Origin of the sequence: Providencia sp. PROV209, assembly GCF_028479485.1 — a bacterium.
GTDB lineage: Bacteria > Pseudomonadota > Gammaproteobacteria > Enterobacterales > Enterobacteriaceae > Providencia > Providencia alcalifaciens.
Map to the genome: position 1 here is coordinate 85,275 of NZ_JAMPNR010000015.1, position 12,723 is coordinate 97,997.

Below are 12,723 nucleotides of genomic sequence, written 5' to 3' on the forward strand. Positions count from 1 at the left end.
GGTGATTTATTAGCATTAAATTAACACAAGAATAAACATAAAAATATCATTTTTTCCTATCAGTTTATAAAAAGAGGTCATAATGAGTAACAATTTTATGTCATTGCCGCCACTAATGACAGCTGTAGACATTATAGAGCCTAGCGTTTCAGATGAACTGCAATTAATAGAAATTCCACTCCCAAAATTACTCGCTGGTCACTTAATTGTTAAAGTTGAAGCTGCCGGTGTTAACCGTCCTGATATTTTTCAGCGCAAAGGATCATACCCACCACCTCCAGACGCTTCACCGATCATGGGACTTGAAGTTTCTGGTACTGTTGTGGCTAAAGCGGATGATGTCACTCAGTGGAACATTGGTGATCGTATTTGTGCCCTTGTTGCGGGTGGGGGATATGCAGAATATTGCCTAGTACACCAAGATATCGCACTACCACTTGGAAATTTATCCTTTGAAGAAGGCGCGGCAATTCCTGAAAACTTTTTTACAGTTTGGGCGAATATGTTCCAAATTGGGCAGTTAAAACAAGGGGAAACCGTGCTTATACATGGAGGAACTTCGGGCATTGGTAGCGTAGCAATAATGTTAGCTAAAGCGTTTGGGGCTACGGTGATAACGACCGTTGGCTCAGAAGAAAAAGCCGCGGTTGCGAAATCGCTTGGTGCAGACTGTGTGATTAACTATCGCACGAATGACTTTGTCACAGCCACTCAAGATTTTACGAGCCATAAAGGTGTGAATATGGTTGTCGATATTATTGGCGGTGATTATGTCAGTAAAAACTATGTTGTTGCGGCAAAATTTGGGCGAATTATTCAAATTGGTATGATGAAAGGTAACCCAACTCAGCTCAACATGATGCCATTAATGGTGAAGCGTTTAATTCACACGGGATCGACAATGCGTTCTCGAAGTAATGAAGAAAAAGCACAAATCGCGAGAGAGTTATATCAGCAGGTTTGGGATATAGTCCAAAGCGGTAAAATAAAACCAATCATTAACAAAATATATACATTAAACCAAGTGGAGAGTGCGCATCAACACATGGAGTCAGGTGATTTGATTGGTAAAATTATATTAATAAACAGATAGATGAATGTTGATTTTTTCTCTGTTTTTTATATGATTAGTTAACGATAACTTAGGGTATTATTTTTTATTTATAACAAATAATTTACATTATCAAGTCTTTTAAGCGTAAATATCTCTTTACAGCCAATTAATTTTTGAATTTTTGTGGCTGTCCACAAATCCGAACAAAATTGAGATGAGTTTGTTAATGTTTTAATGAAGATGGATTATATCTATAGACAAGTTGGCTCATTAACGGCTTGTCTACCACTGAATATAGGTTAAGTGATATAAGTCTAGTCATATCATTAACAAGTTGTCATTCGACACAGACATTCCCCCGTTATTGCACTTTCCAATGATAATAAGTTGAGTAACTTAATGCAGCTGGTGCCAGCCAGCTGTAGTTTGAAGGTGTAGTGATAATGAATAATTTTAAAAATAAAAATATGAACGTTGATGCATTGTTCCTAGGACCAAAATCTGAAAATGCCGTATTTTTCAGAGAAATGATGGAATATGCCGTCACTGAGCATATGCACTGGCGTTCGGGATATCATCCTGAAGATCCAGATTTAGTGACTACCGTCGATAGATATGCACCGGAGTATCGGGATACGTTATATCGTACAGAAGGCATTCTTAACCAGCTTTCCTCTAAGTTGAAAACAACCTCAGTGCCGTGGTTTTCACCGCGTTATATGGGGCATATGAATGCAGATACGTTGATGATTTCCAACCTCGCCTATGTCATGGCGATGATGTATAACCCCAATAATTGCGCCCAAGAATCCTCTCCAACTACCACCGTATTAGAAATTGAAGCAGGGTTAGATTTATGTGGGATGTTTGGGTATGACTTACAGACATCATGGGGACACATTACTTCAGGGGGCACCGTTGCTAACTATGAAGGGTTATGGGTCGCAAGGAATATCAAAACATTACCTTTAGCGATAGCCGCTCATCCTCAAGCCCAAAATCTGTTATCAGATACATCAGAAAAAGCCTTGCTGAATATGCGTACGAGTGAGGTACTTGATCTGATTGATGAACTAAAAAAGCAAGGGATATTCGAAGAGATCCGTGATTTAACTTGTCGAGGAACTGGGGTAGAGCAAGGAAAACTGGGTAAATTATTAGTGCCACAATCCAAACATTACTCTTGGATGAAAGCGATGGATATCCTAGGGTTAGGGCAACAGAATATCGTCCAACTTCCAGTGAATAAAAGCTATCGTACGGACGTACCGAAAATGCGTGACATCGTGTTCTCGTTGATTGAAAAAGGGGAGCCAATTCTTGCGGTTGTGGCTGTTGTTGGCACCACTGAAACAGGGGCAATTGATAATGTTGCCGAAGTTATCAAATTACGCGAAGAGTGCGAACACCGTTTTGGTGTTTCATTCTATGTCCATATTGATGCCGCATATGCGGGCTATGCCTGTGCAATGTTCCGTGATGAAAACAACCAATTCCTTGAATATGATGAGCTGATTGAACGTTATCATCATGAGGGCGTTTTCCCTTCGGATGTAGTGTGGCCAAAACCTGACGTTTATCAAAGCTTCCGAGCCTTAAATCAAGCGGACTCTATTACAGTGGATCCGCATAAAGTTGGCTTTATTCCTTATGCAGCAGGTGCTATCTGTATGAAGGATAAGCGTATTGTCGATTTGATCTCCTATCATGCTGCGTACGTATTTGAAGAAGTCAAAGAGAGCAGTCGCAAAACTGACAAACAACAAAATGTGTTGTTGGGCTCATCAATTATGGAAGGCTCTAAAGCGGGTGCCACGGCAGCGGCGGTATGGGCTGCGCATCGGTTAGTGCCACTAAACTTATTGGGGTATGGCAAGGTGATTGCCGCGGGTGTCACTACAGCGAATTGGATGATTGAAAAAATCAATGCGAGCGAACCATTCATCATTGATGATCGCGAATTCACGCTTGCTGCTATGCCCACTCCTGATTTTCACATGATCAACTTTATGTTTAGGGAGAAGGGGAATACCTCTTTGGAAAAACAGAATCATTTAAATAAACGCCTATATGAGCTGTGTTCTTATGCCGCTGGGCGTACATACGCAAATGATTTCTTAACCTCATCAACGTCATTAACTTACGAGGAATACGGTGATAATCCTCAAAGTCTGTGTCTAGATGCAAACTTTAATGAAGATGAATGGCATAAAGTCCACTCTATTTATGTATTAAGGGCTGCAATCATGACGCATTGCCTGCGTGATAAACAACATTTCGAAAGCTACTGGAATGAATTAAGAAACATCTTTGAAGACAAATTACAACAACTCATTGATGAAGAAAATAAACGTCATCATTCCATCCAAAAAGTTAGTGTTTAATTAATTTTGTTAGGATCTCAATATGAAAAATCGCACACTTGGTAGTGTTTTTATTGTTGCAGGTACTACGATCGGCGCTGGAATGTTGGCGATGCCAATTGCAGCAGGCAGTAATGGATTTTCAGTCAGTTTAGTCATGTTATTTGGATTATGGGCATTGATGTGTTACACCGCACTTTTGCTGGTTGAAGTGTATCAGCATGAGTCTCACGAGACTGGAATAGGTAGCGTTGCACAACGTTATTTAGGTTCGAGTGGGAAGTTTATTACTGGTTTTAGCATGATGTTTTTAATGTATGCTTTAACTGCCGCGTATGTAACCGGTGCGGGTCAGATCATTACATCAAACCTAAAAGGCAGCTTTGCTATCGAAATGGCTGACTGGATGGGGATAGTTGTATTTACGATTATTGGTGGTGGAGTGGTCTGTTTTGGGACATCATCCGTGGACTTTATTAACCGAATTTTATTTACGGCTAAAATTGTCTTTTTAGTGATCATTTTGGCAATGATGTTCCCTCATGTTGAACAATTGAATTTACTCTCAGCTCCGACAGACAAAATCCTTATCCTTGCCGCTATCCCTGTGTTCTTTACCTCATTTGGTTTCCACGGGAGTGTGCCGAGTGTGGTGAAATATATGGGTGGGGACGTTAAAAAGCTAAGAGTTATCTTTATATTAGGTAGTGCAATTCCGTTAGTTGCTTATATTTTATGGCAGATAGCCACTTTGGGTAGCATTGGAACGAATACGTTTGTAGGCATTTTAGCAGAGAACTCTGGGCTGAATGGATTACTGGAAGCGATTAAATCTGTTGCTCAGTCAGGTAAAACTGAATTGGTCGCGCAGATGTTTATGAGCCTTGCATTAGCCACATCATTCCTTGGGGTTGCATTAGGATTATTCGACTTTTTGGCAGATTTATTTAAGCGTCAGGATAATGCGGCAGGGCGTATACAAACGGGTCTGCTAACATTTTTACCACCATTAGTTTTCGCGCTGTTCTATCCAAAAGGTTTTGTGATGGCATTAGGTTATGCTGCGATCGCATTATCTATTTTAGCGTTATTGCTCCCGAGTGCGATGGCATTAAAATCCCGCCATATTAACCCTCGTAAATATCAAGTACTCGGTGGTAAACCTGCTTTATTCATTGTGTTCCTCTGTGGCATCGTTGTTATTGGAATTCAATTAGGCATTGTTTTTAAATTATTGCCGGATATCGGCTAACACTAACGAGTTATTTTTATAGTACAAAAAGCCCGTTCTCTCTCAGAACTGGCTTTTTTCATTTACAGAGATCACTAAAAACACGTTTTGCACCTTTCACCCCAATTTTTCCCGCTATTATAATGATAATAATTATCATTAGCACATTGTGATAAAAACAGATATATCTAATTCTGGCATTATTCCGAAAACAGATTACAATATTAGATATATCGGTTTTTAATTTTTTGCACATTCACTGAGATATCAAATGGACAATCAACAACCTCTCGAAACATGTTTATGCGAGGGAAAAAGTGTTCGACGTATGTTTAATCCTAAACAGCTGCGTATTTATATTTTGCATTTACTCGTAGATGGCGCGAATTATGGTTATGAACTGATAAAAAAAATCAGTGAGGAAACTGCAGGCTTTTACTGCCCAAGTCCTGGGGTTATTTATCCTACATTGACATTACTGGAAGATCTTGGATTTATTTCAACCAGTAAAGAAACAGGAAAAGGGCGTAAGTGTTTTACGATTACTCCAGAGGGGCGCTGTTTTTTACTTTTAAAGGCTGACATCCTCGCGGAAGTCAAAATAAAACTAAATTATGCACAAGAACTGAAGGCAGGTAATCAGTTTGCCAATGAAATTGAGTTAGCGGTAGATAAATTTAAGTCCTTACTCAGACATAAAATTGTTTTGCAACAATTGTCTAAGAAGGAATCAGCTCAGGTAGTCGAGATTATTAACCAAGCAGTGAATCGAATTGAACAGGTGAATGCTGCGCTATTAATCACAGAATAAATTGAAGTAGAAGGAAAATAACATGGCAAAAACCCGTCATATTATCCAAGTAAAAGAGCAAATTCAGATGAAAGAAACCATGCAGCCGGAACAAGCGACACAAGTGGAAGAAAACAAGCAGGTTGAACCGAAAGAAAAACAGCCTGATTCAGTACCAAAGAATAAAGCTAAATTTAAAGAAGTCGTTTGCCCAAGCGTCCCAATGTCTTACTTTAAGCGGGCAAAAAAACAGAAATACTAAGTTAATATTGTGGCAAAACAGTTATTCATAAACTGAGAGTGAATAGAGTGAAATTCACAAAGTTTCACTAATGGAAATTTGCGTTACTTTATTAATAATTATTTTGTCACTGGATGTATCGAATGAAAGGCCCTAGAACACGGTATGTGCGCTAGAGCCTTTATTATTTTAGATATTCAATAATGCTTGGATTCGTGCGATTTCTTCAATCCATTGTCGCTGAAGTTGCGGCTTCTGATGTGAAACTTTGCGTTGCTTATCAGCGTCTAGCTTTTCTTCCAGTGCCAATAACTGTTCAAGCAAGGCATCTTCATGAGAATGGACCACTTCAGTCTGTGTATTTTCTAAAGTTAAATTGGCTTGACTCGTCTTGAATACACCGTCTGAAGCGGTAGATTGCGCTTCTATCTGTTGGTATAGTGAATCAAGATTTAAATACTCCTCTAAGCGATTATTGTGAATATACCAATAACGCTGACAACTATTCTCAATTAGCCACTTATCATGGCTAACAACTAATAGCGCCCCTTCGAATTGAGCAATTTGCTCACTCAAGGCTTCCTTACCTTCAAGATCGAGGTGGTTAGTCGGTTCATCCAGCAAAATTAACGCATATTGCGCTAAACTGAGCCCAATAAATAATAAGCGAGCCCGTTCACCCCCGCTTAAAGTTGCCACTTTCTGTTGATGGCGTGGATAAGCAAAGCCTGCACTGATCAGTGCCATTTTTCGTTGCTCATCGGTAAGGGGAGCAAAGTGGCGTAATGCATCGAGTAAACTGTCATTATCATTCAGCTGTTCTAATTGCTGGTCGTAATAACCAACAGAAATCGTGGGATGAAACTTCAGTTGCATTTCGTGACGTAAATCAGCGAGATACTGTTGCCAAATTAAGCGCAATAAGGTGGATTTTCCACAACCATTTGCACCCATAATCGCAATGCGATCACCACTTTTTACTTGGGTAAATGGCACTGAAAACAGACATTGCCCATCAGGTGTCAATACTTGGGTGTTATCAAACTCAAGGACGCGATTGGCAGGAATCGATTTGCCATTGAGTCGTAATTGCCATTGATAACCGTCAGTAAGGTCAGTTTGTTCCTCTTTTAAACGGTCTATCTGTTTTTCCATCTGTTTTGCTTTTCGAGAAAGTCCTTCATTATCATAAACTTTACCCCAAATAGCTAAACGTTTGGCACTAGAGGCAATACGATCAATTTCCTTTTGCTCTGCTTGGTAGCGATGCTCATCAGTACGATCCGTCTCCGCTAGCGCTTGGCGCGCTAAACTGCATGGAAGTCGGTAAAAATGTAAGGTTTTATCCCGTAATATCCACGTACTGTTAGTAACTTTATCGAGTAAAGATTGATCGTGAGAAACCAACACAAAACTGCCTTTCCAATTTTGTAGAAAATTTCCTAACCAAATAAGAGTAGGTAAATCGAGGTGGTTGCTCGGTTCATCTAACAATAATAAGTCAGGCTGGCAGATTAATGCACGTCCCAGTAGTAAACGGGTATGTTGACCACCGCTAATAGCATTGGCAGATTGCTCCCATTGATGAGGTGCAAACCCTAATTCTGTCAACAACATTTCTGCTCGCCAACGCTCAGAGGCTTGCTCTTGCCGAGGCAGTTTTTGCAGCAATGCATCGATTAATGTTAAGGGTGCCACTTCCGCAGGAAGATGTTGCTCGATATAAGCAGTAATACAATGATTAGCATAAGTAATTTGCCCACTATTTGGAGATAACTGGGAAGTTAATAACTTTAATAGGGTACTTTTGCCGCTACCATTGTGACCAATCAGTCCTATACGATCACCTTGCAATAAAGTGAAACTGATATCTGACAGTAATGATGTGGTTGATGTATCGTAGTTTAATGATTTTACGGATAATAATGTGCTCATAGCTTACTCAAATTTTAGGCGTAAAAACGCCGGGTAATGTCATTACGACAACCCAGTAAGCTGAGAAAAGACTCTTTAGCTGCTTTGCTCAGGCAGGGTTATCGCAGTATAAAACTGTGAAAGCCTGAGCTCTGACGATTACCAAAGAAGTGTGAATATTCAATAAGATCACACAACAGCATAAGATTAACCTCCTTTTTATTTTCAGTATTGCGGTTGAACAATGGAGGAATGATAGCAAAGAGGGCGATTTTAGAGCAATAGCAGCCATTCATTTTGTTTATCTGTTGTTATGAGCTATTGCTGTGAACCATTGCTATAAATCATTCTTATAATCACAGTATTTTGATGAATAAAACTGCTGATCGTTAGGGTTTGGTACCATCGATGGTTAAAATCGAATCTCAAACAAAAAGAGAGATAGCAATGGATATACAAATTAAAACGGCTACCCGTGAAGATGCGCCACTGATTTTAGAGATGATCATTGAATTAGCCGTCTATGAAAAAGCACGCCATGAAGTAAAAGCGAGTGTGGCTGATATTGAAAATTCCCTTTTCGCTCCAGACTCTAAAACCGAAGCGTTACTGTGTTATGTTGATGGCAAACCCGCGGGTTATGCGGTGTTTTTTACTAGTTATTCAACATGGCTAGGCCATAATGGTATTTATTTAGAAGATTTGTATGTTTCCCCTGAATTCAGAGGGGCTGGTGCGGGGAAAAAATTACTTAAGCATATTGCGCAGCTAGCTTACAAACGTCAATGCCAGCGTTTAGAGTGGAGCGTGTTGGATTGGAACCAACCTGCGATTGATTTTTACCAAAGTATTGGGGCACAACCTCAAGACGAATGGGTACGTTACCGTATGGATGCTGAAACAATTGCGAAGTTTGCCAATTAATTTTTCAATAAAACAATATTAACTGCTAAATAATATTTTCATCACCAAATCAAAGCCAGTAAATAACGTTACTGGCTTTGTTGTTACTTTTTTATATTCCTATCTACACTTGATATTGCCTCTTTCTTCGAGGGAATAACTTTTTTGTGATATATAGCGATTTAACCTAAGCTAAATTCTGATAAACTTATAATAAATAACAAGATAGACTTAATAATTGGCTGTAATATAGCTTCTGTCTGTTATGAAAATAATAAAACAAAAAATGTAGATGATATTTATTTCAAGAAAAAACAGTTTTGTAATGTGACTAATTAATTTAATTAACACCAAAAAATGACTGTATTCACTAATTTATTTCATGAATAGAGAAGGGATGGTATGAAAATAAATAAGCGCAAGGTATCGTTTTACATTATTTTAATTCTGGCGATTGCTGCGGCTGGATATTATTACTGGAACCAAAATTCGAGTAGTCTTCCTGACGGTTTTGCACAGAGCAATGGCAGAATTGAAGCGACTGAAATAGATATTGCGACTAAAACAGCAGGGCGAATCGATACCATCTTGGTCAAAGAAGGGGATTTTGTACAGCAGGGTCAAGAACTAGCTCGTATGGATACTCGTGCTTTGCAGGAACAACTTCATGAAGTACAAGCTCAATTACGCCAAGCGATTAGTGCTGTTGCGACCGCTGAGTCTGGGTTAGTACAACGAAAAAGTGAAAAGCTAGCGGCACAGGCTGTCGTTCGCCAGCGTGAAGCGGAATTAGATGCAGCACAAAAACGCTTAAATCGTTCCCGCGTGTTGGTCAAAACTAAAGCTGTTTCTCAACAACAAGTGGATGATGACACTGCCCAAATGCAAGGGGCAAAGGCGGCTCTTGAAGCGTCTAAAGCGCAAGTGGCAGCATCCACTGCGGCAATTGATTCCGCACAAGCCGGTATTGTTCAAGCTAAAAATCGTGTAGAAGCTGCCACTGCCACAGAAAGGCGTATTACCGCTGATTTAGAAGACAGTATTTTAAAAGCGCCGCGCAGTGGTCGTGTTCAATATCGTGTTGCGGAGCCTGGTGAAGTACTGGGTGCTGGTGGTCGAGTGTTGAATATGGTGGATTTAAGCGATGTTTATATGACCTTTTTCTTGCCAACGGAGCAAGCAGGCAAAGTTGCTTTAGGGAGTGAAGTCCATATTATTCTCGATGCCGCGCCGAACATTGTGATCCCCGCCAAAACGACATTTGTTGCCAGCGTTGCGCAATTTACACCAAAAACAGTCGAAACCCAAAATGAGCGCTTGAAACTCATGTTCCGCGTTCGTGCACGTATTTCCCCTGAATTATTAGAAAAGCATCTTGAATATGTGAAAACAGGTTTACCCGGTAAAGCCTATGTTCGCCTAGATGAACAAACGCCGTGGCCAACTGATCTTGAGGTGAGATTACCACAATGACCGATAAATTGATGGATGATGTGATTGTTGATTTACAGCATGTCAGCCAACATTACGGTGATAACTGTGCGTTGGACGACATAACCCTCTCTATTCCTGCTCGAAAAATGGTTGGGCTCATTGGTCCTGATGGCGTGGGCAAATCAAGCTTAATATCATTGATTGCGGGTGCTCGGGTGATCCAGCAAGGGCAAGTCAATGTTTTAAATGGGGATATGCATGATAGCGACCATCGTCGCAATGTTTGTCCTAAAATTGCCTATATGCCTCAAGGATTAGGGAAAAACCTTTATCACACGCTTTCAGTTTATGAAAACGTCGATTTTTTCGGTCGGCTATTTGGGCAATCTAATGAAGAGCGGGCATATCGCATTCAAGACCTTCTCGAAAGCACAGGGCTTGCGCCTTTTAAAGACCGACCCGCAGGAAAATTGTCGGGTGGTATGAAGCAAAAGTTGGGGTTATGTTGCGCGCTTATTCATGACCCTGACTTACTGATCCTTGATGAACCAACAACAGGGGTTGACCCTTTATCTCGAGCACAATTTTGGGATCTTATTGACCGTATTCGTGAACGACAAACCAATATGAGCGTGTTGGTCGCGACCGCCTATATGGAAGAGGCTGAGCGTTTTGACTGGTTAGTTGCGATGGACGATGGCAAGGTAATGGCAACAGGTCATGCTGCTGAATTAAAAGCACAAACTGGCTGTAACGACCTTGAAGAGGCATTCATCGCCTTATTACCTGAGGAAAAACGCGCAGGTCACCAAAAAGTGGTCATTCCGCCTCGTGATACGCGAGATGACAACGTTATCGCTATTGAAGCGCAAAATTTAACGATGCGTTTTGGTGATTTTGTCGCGGTAGATCATGTGAATTTCAAAATACCTAAAGGGGAAATTTTCGGTTTTTTAGGCTCCAATGGGTGTGGTAAATCCACCACCATGAAAATGCTGACCGGTTTATTGCAAGCAAGTGAAGGGCAAGCGTGGCTATTTGGGCAAGAGATTGACCCCAAAGACATTGAAACCCGTAAGCGTGTAGGATACATGTCCCAAGCGTTTTCTCTCTATAGTGAATTGAGCGTCCAGCAAAATCTTGAGTTACACGCCAAACTGTTCCACATTCCCGAAGACAAAATAAATCAGCGTATTGATGAAATGTGCCAGCGTTTTGATTTGGATGATGTTCGCGAAACTTTACCGGATGACCTGCCTTTAGGGATACGCCAACGCCTTTCGTTAGCGGTGGCGGTGATCCACCAGCCTGAAATGTTAATTCTCGATGAACCGACTTCAGGGGTTGACCCAGTTGCTCGGGATATGTTCTGGAATTTGATGGTTGATCTATCAAGACGTGACGGTGTCACTATTTTTATCTCCACCCACTTTATGAATGAAGCAGAACGCTGTGACCGCATTTCCTTGATGCATGCGGGTAAAGTTCTTGATTGCGATACGCCAGAAAATCTGATTAAAAAGCGTGGGTTAGAAACCTTAGAAGCGACATTTATCGCGTATCTACAGGATGCGGTTGGGGATCAAAATGCGGGTCAAGAGAGCGCTCCCGAATTTCATGTGGATGCGAAGTTAAAACAGCAAGCGGCAGAAGCGCTCAAAAAGCGCTTTAGTTTTCGGCGTTTGTTTAGCTATAGCATACGTGAGGGCATGGAGCTGCGACGTGACCCTGTTCGCTCCACACTGGCCTTGCTAGGTACGGTTATTCTGATGTTCATTATGGGCTATGGGATCAGTATGGATGTGGAAAATCTACGTTTTGCTGTATTAGACCGAGACCAAACAGGATTAAGCCAAGGTTATACGCTGAATTTAGCCGGATCGCGCTATTTTATTGAGCAGCCGCCTCTGCAGGATTATGAGCAACTCGAAGCAGGTATGCGCAGTGGAAAAATCACCGTTGCAATTGAAATTCCGCCTAACTTTGCTCGTGATGTTGCCAAAGGAAACAATGTTAAATTGGGCGTATGGATCGATGGGGCAATGCCAAACCGAGCTGAAACCGTACGCGGTTACGTACAAGCGATGCATTTGGCGTGGTTAAGTACGATGGCGGCACGACAGCCAGCAGGAGTAGCGGGTATTCCTGCGGTGGATATTGAAACTCGCTACCGATATAACCCTGATGTTCGCAGTTTACCTGCAATTGTTCCTGCGGTGATCCCACTTTTATTGATGATGATCCCCGCGATGCTGAGTGCCTTGAGTGTGGTGCGAGAAAAAGAGCTAGGTTCGATTATTAACCTTTATGTCACCCCGATCACCAAATTAGAATTTCTGCTTGGTAAACAACTTCCCTATATTGTCTTGGGGATGTTTAACTTCGTATTACTTTGCATTTTATCTGTCTATGTCTTTGGTGTGGAATTTAAAGGCAGCTTTTTATCGTTGAGCTTAGCGGCCTTTTTGTACATCACAATTGCAACTGGAATGGGGCTGCTGATTTCTTGTTTTATGAAAAGCCAAATTGCGGCTATTTTTGGTACTTCAATCATCACCTTGATCCCCGCGACTCAATTCTCCGGCATGATTGACCCCGTCTCTTCTTTGGAGGGAATGGGGCGTTGGGTTGGGCAGATTTATCCTACCTCGCATTTTTTAACCATTACGCGCGGTACTTTCTCGAAAGGTCTCAATCTATTTGATTTACAAGCCTCATTTATCCCGTTGGTTATCACAATCCCGATTGTGATTGGCTTAAGTGTTTATTTCCTGAAAAAACAGGAGGCATAGG

At 41.1% G+C, this 12,723-nt stretch carries 9 protein-coding genes; 8 read left to right on the forward strand and 1 reads right to left on the reverse strand.

From position 1 onward, the window contains the following. Positions 1–82 precede the first annotated feature (82 nt). The 5 genes from PR795_RS11475 to PR795_RS11495 all read left to right on the forward strand — a co-directional run bounded on the left by PR795_RS11475 (position 83) and on the right by PR795_RS11495 (position 5,700). The gene (locus PR795_RS11475) at positions 83–1,093 is read left to right on the forward strand and encodes an NAD(P)H-quinone oxidoreductase (protein WP_117584518.1); all 1,011 of its coding nucleotides are present in this window, start codon (positions 83–85) and stop codon (positions 1,091–1,093) included. 404 nt (positions 1,094–1,497) lie between these two features. Then, positions 1,498–3,438, forward strand: a complete 1,941-nt coding sequence (locus PR795_RS11480; RefSeq protein ID WP_036963598.1) for a pyridoxal phosphate-dependent decarboxylase family protein — start codon at positions 1,498–1,500, stop codon at positions 3,436–3,438. An 82-nt stretch (positions 3,439–3,520) separates the two neighbouring features. Next, a complete protein-coding gene (tyrP, locus tag PR795_RS11485; protein WP_228075365.1) occupies positions 3,521–4,669 on the forward strand; it encodes a tyrosine transporter TyrP in 1,149 nt (382 codons plus the stop codon). 250 nt (positions 4,670–4,919) lie between these two features. Beyond that, positions 4,920–5,459, forward strand: a complete 540-nt coding sequence (locus PR795_RS11490) for a PadR family transcriptional regulator (protein ID WP_006659876.1) — start codon at positions 4,920–4,922, stop codon at positions 5,457–5,459. Positions 5,460–5,481: 22 nt separating this feature from the next. Further along, entirely contained in the window at positions 5,482–5,700 is a 219-nt protein-coding gene (locus PR795_RS11495; RefSeq protein WP_006659875.1) for a hypothetical protein, read from the forward strand. A gap of 168 nt (positions 5,701–5,868) precedes the next feature. Here PR795_RS11495 and PR795_RS11500 read toward each other — a convergent pair whose 3' ends face one another. Next, positions 5,869–7,614: an ABC-F family ATP-binding cassette domain-containing protein gene (locus tag PR795_RS11500; RefSeq protein ID WP_036965697.1), complete on the reverse strand. Its 1,746-nt coding sequence runs from the start codon at positions 7,612–7,614 to the stop codon at positions 5,869–5,871. Positions 7,615–8,040: 426 nt separating this feature from the next. On the opposite strand from PR795_RS11500, the gene PR795_RS11505 reads away from it, so the two are divergent. The 3 genes from PR795_RS11505 to rbbA all read left to right on the forward strand — a co-directional run bounded on the left by PR795_RS11505 (position 8,041) and on the right by rbbA (position 12,722). Next, the gene (locus PR795_RS11505) at positions 8,041–8,517 is read left to right on the forward strand and encodes a GNAT family N-acetyltransferase (RefSeq protein ID WP_006661794.1); all 477 of its coding nucleotides are present in this window, start codon (positions 8,041–8,043) and stop codon (positions 8,515–8,517) included. 381 nt (positions 8,518–8,898) lie between these two features. Further along, the gene (locus PR795_RS11510) at positions 8,899–9,969 is read left to right on the forward strand and encodes an HlyD family secretion protein (protein ID WP_006659872.1); all 1,071 of its coding nucleotides are present in this window, start codon (positions 8,899–8,901) and stop codon (positions 9,967–9,969) included. Further along, a complete protein-coding gene (gene rbbA, locus PR795_RS11515; protein WP_181480834.1) occupies positions 9,966–12,722 on the forward strand; it encodes a ribosome-associated ATPase/putative transporter RbbA in 2,757 nt (918 codons plus the stop codon). The genes PR795_RS11510 and rbbA overlap by 4 nt, the downstream gene beginning before the upstream one ends. Position 12,723 lies beyond the last annotated feature (1 nt).

Excerpts from the sequence above, each read along its gene's own strand:
- PR795_RS11490 (WP_006659876.1), top strand. The coding sequence starts at position 4,920 with ATGGACAATCAACAACCTCTCGAAACATGTTTATGCGAGGGAAAAAGT.
- PR795_RS11510 (WP_006659872.1), top strand. The coding sequence starts at position 8,899 with ATGAAAATAAATAAGCGCAAGGTATCGTTTTACATTATTTTAATTCTG.
- PR795_RS11500 (WP_036965697.1), bottom strand. The coding sequence starts at position 7,614 with ATGAGCACATTATTATCCGTAAAATCATTAAACTACGATACATCAACC.
- PR795_RS11495 (WP_006659875.1), top strand. The coding sequence starts at position 5,482 with ATGGCAAAAACCCGTCATATTATCCAAGTAAAAGAGCAAATTCAGATG.
- PR795_RS11480 (WP_036963598.1), top strand. The coding sequence starts at position 1,498 with ATGAATAATTTTAAAAATAAAAATATGAACGTTGATGCATTGTTCCTA.
- PR795_RS11505 (WP_006661794.1), top strand. The coding sequence starts at position 8,041 with ATGGATATACAAATTAAAACGGCTACCCGTGAAGATGCGCCACTGATT.
- PR795_RS11475 (WP_117584518.1), top strand. The coding sequence starts at position 83 with ATGAGTAACAATTTTATGTCATTGCCGCCACTAATGACAGCTGTAGAC.
- rbbA (WP_181480834.1), top strand. The coding sequence starts at position 9,966 with ATGACCGATAAATTGATGGATGATGTGATTGTTGATTTACAGCATGTC.
- tyrP (WP_228075365.1), top strand. The coding sequence starts at position 3,521 with ATGTTGGCGATGCCAATTGCAGCAGGCAGTAATGGATTTTCAGTCAGT.